This is a genomic window from Thiothrix caldifontis, from assembly GCF_900107695.1.
GTDB classification, from domain to species: Bacteria; Pseudomonadota; Gammaproteobacteria; order Thiotrichales; family Thiotrichaceae; genus Thiothrix; species Thiothrix caldifontis.
Window position 1 is genome coordinate 115,052 of sequence record NZ_FNQP01000002.1, and the last position, 6,239, is coordinate 121,290.

Sequence of the window (6,239 nt, forward strand, 5' to 3'; positions counted from 1 at the left end):
CCGCTCACGGGTGCTTTGATTAACTGCAATAACCCAACTGGGCATACGTTTTAGTGCTGCCGGATGGTTTGGCGGTACACAAAGTCTGTAATAGCGAGCCGATGTTGCCTGCACCATACGTTCCGTAGGAAGCGTTGGGGTAACGGGAGTTTTGGCGGAACTGTGAGGCATAATTATCCTTTGGGGTATTTGGGTTAGAGGATCCCCATGAGGTAACACCAATGACCACATTTCGCAAAGCAGAAGTACCTGCTGCAGCCCCACCACTTCTTGCAGGATCTTGATAACCAAAGTTGACAATCCACGGCCCGCCGCTGGAACCGCCGGTCAAATCACTGCCGGAGTAAATTTGTCCTGAACCAGCGATCGTTGTTAAATAAGCAGGGCCATCAGTACGCTGCATGATTCTACCTGCATCCAATAATCCGGGATAACCCAATGTGGATACCGCTGCTGTAGTAAGATTGCCAGTGCGTGAACTGCTAGTAAACGAGTAGTTATTCCATCCGTAGCCCAGTGCACCACCCACTACATCTTTAATAAATTGATTCGATGTATTTTTACCAATCAACATAACAGCTAAGTCATTATCACGTACAGAACCACTACCAACGTCTGTGCCATTTGCCCAACTTGCAGGGCGCACAAAACCCAGCGTAGTCCATGTACCATAAGGTGTTGAACCGTTGTAAGTCGCGGGCGTGAAACGGAAATTGGTAAAGGTATTATTACCTGAACCAACGTCTTGAATACAATGCGCCGCCGTTACAATAACACCACGGCGAATAACACTTGCCGAACAAGTGGCGGCACCACCGGGTACGTTAAACGTTAATTTCCCAATTGCACTGTAAGGGAAAGTTGCACTTAAATAACCCGCATTAGTGGCAGCAACTTTTGTCGTGTGTTTATGGGACACCCTTGCAGAAGTGTAAGGCACGCCAAATGACCCAAATGCCTGCCCTTCTAACATATCGTTATTAACAGCTGACACTTTTTTATCGCCCATAGCACCTTGGGTGCCTGACTGGCTATCCCCAAACAAAGGAGATACCGCAGACGTATCTGGTACAGGCAACGGGTTTTTATACGGTACTGGTGTACTCACCGCATTCGCGTTCAGCATACTGTTATAGGTTGTTGTTACCATAACATCTTTATCATTTGCTACATTGCCAGCGACAGAAGAAGCATTGGCAATAGCTAATACAGGCACCAATGAAACAGTTAAAATACTAAGTTTCATAATCATTTCCTCACAAGTAAATATAAACGACTTAAGTGAATCGAAAGTAAATATTTTTATTGTGTTACGTTCTATAACATACGGTCGTATTCCCCCTCACCAGAATACATTTACAGCCCTCCTTACGTTAATCACACCAAATGAATTTTTTCCTATTTTCAAAAATCATCCGCTTACCTTTATTAAGGCTCAATTCACCAGTTTTTCATCAAGCCCTGCCCCATTGTGCCAATCACGATGCGCCCAACATTGGCAGTATAGGCAACAGCGGATAAATTATTAAAAGCCAGCCCTTGATTCAAAACATCCCACGTTTTACTCACAGGATTAAACTGCAACACACCTGCCGACTGGGAGGAATAACCACCATCCGTGTAAGCATGAGATGAAAGCGCTAATAACTCGCCTTTTTTGTACGGTGATGCGACAATATGGCGTAAATAAGGATTCTTATAAAGCCTAGACCAATTACTACCTTTTGTACCCATCCAAATACCGCCTAAATTCGTAGCATTTTTCTGATCAAAGACGGCAATGTAAACTTGATTTGGTGTCAGTGGGTCAGCAACGATGTTGGATACAAAATAGCGTCCAGCACCATGCGGGTTAAATAACGCTGCAAGCGACACGGCGGTAGTCATTCGCGCTGAATTCGTTAAGTTCCATGTATTCCCACCGTCTTGTGACGTAAATACACCGGCACTCCCTGCGGCATACACCAAATTACGATTAAAATAATCAACGGCAGTTGAGGTGCAATAAGCTTGTACCCCATTTTGCTGCTGAGTACGGCTACGGCAATCCAATACCTTTTTCCAATTTTTGCCATCGTCTTGACTGCGATACACATTGCCATTAGCGGTAACGAATAGTGTTCTTTGGTTAACGGGGCTATTACGGTCAACAGACAAGCCAAACATAAGGGTAGCATCAGCATTCGGTATCCCGTTCATACTGGTGCTCCATGAATCAAACTTGCCGGATTGATTACTGCGCATTAAGCTCATAGCACCCTCCACCGATTTCCCCATCGCAGCCCAAACCACGCCTTGGCGAGACGGGTCAATACTGATGGTCGAGGTATTACCGCCATAATCGCCATCCCACCCCTTTTCGGGTGCTTGGCAGCTTTCCCAGCTAGTACCACTATTCAAACTCCGCCAACAACCAATATCGGCATAACCCGCGAATAGAATATTGTTAGCAGTCCAACGACTAGCCGCCACAGTATAAACATTAACATTCTCTAAACCGCGTGATGCCCAGGCTGTTCCAACTGGTTTAGTGAATAGGTTATTAAAACTTTTACCATTATCATTACTTTGTAATGCCCATTGATCATTCACCATAACTATTCGGTTAGCATTACGTGGGTCAGTAGCCATTGTTCGTAAGCTCTCGCCATTATGATAAAAACCTGTCAGCAAGTCAGCGACCCCGCGTTCTGCATAATGCCAATAATCTGGTGTTTCCCAAGTGGATTTAGCACCAATGCTATTGGTAACAGGGGTAGTTGACTTCCATGTGAATTTAGCACCTGATTTATTAGCCAACCACACGCCATTTTTTGTACCCCATACGGTCAATGCATTACTAATAACTTTTACTTGACCATTTGCAGTCGTTGGTAACCATAAAGAATAACCGACATTTTTACCATAATAGTCATATTCAGGTGGCAATCCTGTATTACTCCAGCTAACACCTGCATTAGCAGAGTACAGAACGCCTACATCAGTGGATAGATACATCTCATTAGGATTAGCTTTAACCAGCCCAAAATCAAAAACTGTTTTTTTGAGTGCAGGTGCAAACTCCTGCCATGTTTTCCCTGAGTTTACGCTCTTATAAATCTTCTGGTTAACTGCACTTTTAGGTACAAAACGATCAGGCGCTGATACAGCATAAAGTTCATTAGCTTTAGTCGGGTGAACAACTAACTTTTGAATTCTGATTTTTGATAATCCACTTGCTTGCTTTATCCACGTCGCCCCACTGTTCGTACTCATATAGATATATGCATCAGCTTTATTGTATGTGCTGTGACCTGCCGCATACAATATTGCCGATGAACTAGGCGCAGACTGGATAGTTGTAATATAAGATGCTGCTGGCAATACGTGAGAAAAACTGACGCCTTTATTCGTACTACGAAAAATACCGCTATCTGACCCTAATAACAAAATATTGGCATCAGTGTTATGGAAACCGACTGCCGAAATATGCGTAGCTTTTACCCCTTTAGTAGCACCGATAATATCCCATGTTTGCCCGTTATTTTTACTGATATAAGCACCGCTAAGATCGCTGCCAATCAACAATACCCCATCAGAACCAACTCCCACTGCTTCATACCATCCCCCTGCTCCCGGCGTAGATGATTTCCAAGCTTGTGCCATGACAGTAGGTGTCAAGAATAACAGGCTACAAATCCAATACATTAAGTAACGCTTAAGCATGTGTTTTATCCTCTTAACCATTTCAAGCACAATGAACAATATCTCTGCCACGTCATTATTTGTACGTGGCAGAGGCTTTATGTCAGCGTAAGATTAAAGAGAATGCACCCGTTTCACTGGGCATCGCTGTGGTGGACTCAATAGTATAAGTACCTGCACTCAGTGCTTTGACAATACGCGAGTTAAAACCACTACCGCCGTCATCGTCCTGAACAAGCACGCCACCGGAAGTCGTTCCGCCAGAACGCAATACCAAGTAAGTATCGCGGGCGGAAACCAGATCAATAGTTACTGTCTTTGCTGCACTTAAAGTAAACGTATGGTATCTCCCATAATGTGAGCTACCTTTAAGCACAGAGGTACACCCAGCTTGCCACACCCCATCGGCTACACTACCAACGACAACTGTCGACTGGCAGGCAGAAGACTTTTGGAAATTCGCTTTCACTGTTTTTGCTGCTGACATCGACACCGTGCAAGTCGATGCGCCCCCCGTACAGACACCGCTCCAGCCGATAAACACTGAACCAGACGCAGGTGTCGCCGTCAGCGTCACATTAGTCCCCGGTGTATAAGCCGCCACACAGGCAGTACCACAGTTAATACCAGCCGGATTACTGGCTACCGTACCATTACCCGTTCCAGATTTAGTCACGGTCAAATTATGCTTAGTACTACTCGCCGTGACGATTATATCCACGTATTTAGGGTCACTGACGAGAGCCGTATCATCGGTAGCTACCAAACTGAAACGTAAAACACCGCCCATCGTCGGGGCTGTAAACCTAGGTTGGGCAATGGTTCTGCTACTCAATGTAACCGGAGTGCCGGAAACCTGAGTCCACAGATAGGCTTTAATTTGCCCCCCGAAACTATCGTCTGTGGCACTACCGTTCAGAATAACCGTTGTAGCAGCACTCACAGTCCGAGCAGACCCCGCATTCGCAACAGGTTTAGTCGTGACAGCCAACACAGCCTGATACGCATCTAACAAGCCAGCCCCACAACGGTTCACACAACTACTGCCGCTCGGAAAGGGGCGGGCGGAAGCACGTAGCTTAGCTTCTAGCAAAACCGGTACACTGGCACGTGGAATTGTATCGTTGCGCAAATTGATATTCGCACCAAGCATCAGGGAGGCGACCCCTGAAACATGAGGCGCTGCCATGCTTGTGCCTTGATAGAATTGATAAATATTATTGTTCTTAGGGGTGGTTGTCCCCCCGTCCAAGGTTGAAAGAATGCTAACCCCCGGAGCAGCAATGTCCACTACACTGCCGTAATTACTAAACGATGCCTTATGGGCACTTTTATCTACGGCTGCCACTGCCACTACATTCTTACAATTAGCTGGCGTGGCATTGCTTGCGTTAACGTTGGAATTTCCTGCTGCAACCACAACAGTCGCGCCCCGGGAAACTGCTGCATTAATCGCATTCTGAAAAACCGTAAAACAAGCCCCTGAACCACCAAGACTCATATTAATCACCCGTGCCGGATTAGGATTAACCACCCCTAACACCGTTTCACCGGCTGACCAGCGTATTGCATCGGCGATATCGGATAGCGAACCGCCATTTTTACCTAACACCCTAGCAGTTAAAACACGGGCATTCCAATCTACCCCAGTGACACCTTGTGAATTATTACTTTCCGCAGCAATCGTTCCAGCCACGTGTGTGCCATGCCAACTGCTGCTCTCTACTGTCGTCCAATCACCCGGATCAGAAGGATTTGCATCCCGCCCATTACCATCATTAGCATTAGTCACATCAGAAATAAAATCATAACCCGATTTAGCAGCACTCCCCCCGATAAACCGACTGTTTAAATCCACATGGTTCAATGAACCCGTATCCACCACTGCGACGACCACACTATTAGAACCTTTAGTTACCCCCCAAGCCAGAAGTAAATTAGCAGCACCTTTATTGACACTCGGTGAACCGTAATGCCATTGCTGCGAATAGTACGTATCATTAGGTATTACCGCCGCACTAGGGTATAACCAAATATCAGGGTCAGCATACTCCACATTAGCATCTGCCTTAACCTTGCGGGCATAATCTATCGCTTCTGCCAACGTCATCTCGTAAGGCAATGTTAAAACATGTGCATTATCCGACATCGCACGTTTATAAGTGGGTTGCTGAGCCGTTGCCATATGAGCAATTTGCGTCACAACCGTCGGTATACTCGCAGTCCCAAGATAACTAAATGCATTCGGGCGCAATTTAATAATGAGCTGTTTAATCTTTTGGTCTTGAGACGGCGCTGCCACCATTTTATTGTTTGCCATAGCGGCTGAAGACCAAACAGAATTGACAAGCACACATAGGCATAAAGCCCACAAGAATCTTCTGGACATAACAAACCCCTTAAACTCACATGATCGTTGATTGCTTAGTGAGAGTTAAATCTCATCAAAACTTAATAAAAAACCAAAAGAGGAATCTCAATTAACTGAAAGTATAAAACAAAGAGACAATCATCACCCACCAAAACAAAACAAAACAAAACAAAACAAAACAAAA

General features: G+C 45.4%; 3 protein-coding genes. All 3 read right to left on the bottom strand.

The features are described 5' to 3' along the window. Positions 1–19 precede the first annotated feature (19 nt). The 3 genes from BLV87_RS01965 to BLV87_RS19190 all read right to left on the bottom strand — a co-directional run bounded on the left by BLV87_RS01965 (position 20) and on the right by BLV87_RS19190 (position 6,004). Positions 20–1,246, bottom strand: a complete 1,227-nt coding sequence (locus BLV87_RS01965) for a trypsin-like serine peptidase (RefSeq protein ID WP_217629913.1) — start codon at positions 1,244–1,246, stop codon at positions 20–22. A 194-nt stretch (positions 1,247–1,440) separates the two neighbouring features. Further along, complete coding sequence (locus BLV87_RS01970; RefSeq protein ID WP_093064856.1) at positions 1,441–3,705, bottom strand: WD40/YVTN/BNR-like repeat-containing protein; 2,265 nt, start codon at positions 3,703–3,705, stop codon at positions 1,441–1,443. Between the two features lie 82 nt (positions 3,706–3,787). Beyond that, positions 3,788–6,004: a S8 family peptidase gene (locus tag BLV87_RS19190; protein WP_175517809.1), complete on the bottom strand. Its 2,217-nt coding sequence runs from the start codon at positions 6,002–6,004 to the stop codon at positions 3,788–3,790. Between the last annotated feature and the right edge of the window lie 235 nt (positions 6,005–6,239).

Excerpts from the sequence above, each read along its gene's own strand:
- BLV87_RS01965 (WP_217629913.1), bottom strand. The coding sequence starts at position 1,246 with ATGAAACTTAGTATTTTAACTGTTTCATTGGTGCCTGTATTAGCTATT.
- BLV87_RS01970 (WP_093064856.1), bottom strand. The coding sequence starts at position 3,705 with ATGCTTAAGCGTTACTTAATGTATTGGATTTGTAGCCTGTTATTCTTG.
- BLV87_RS19190 (WP_175517809.1), bottom strand. The coding sequence starts at position 6,004 with ATGGCAAACAATAAAATGGTGGCAGCGCCGTCTCAAGACCAAAAGATT.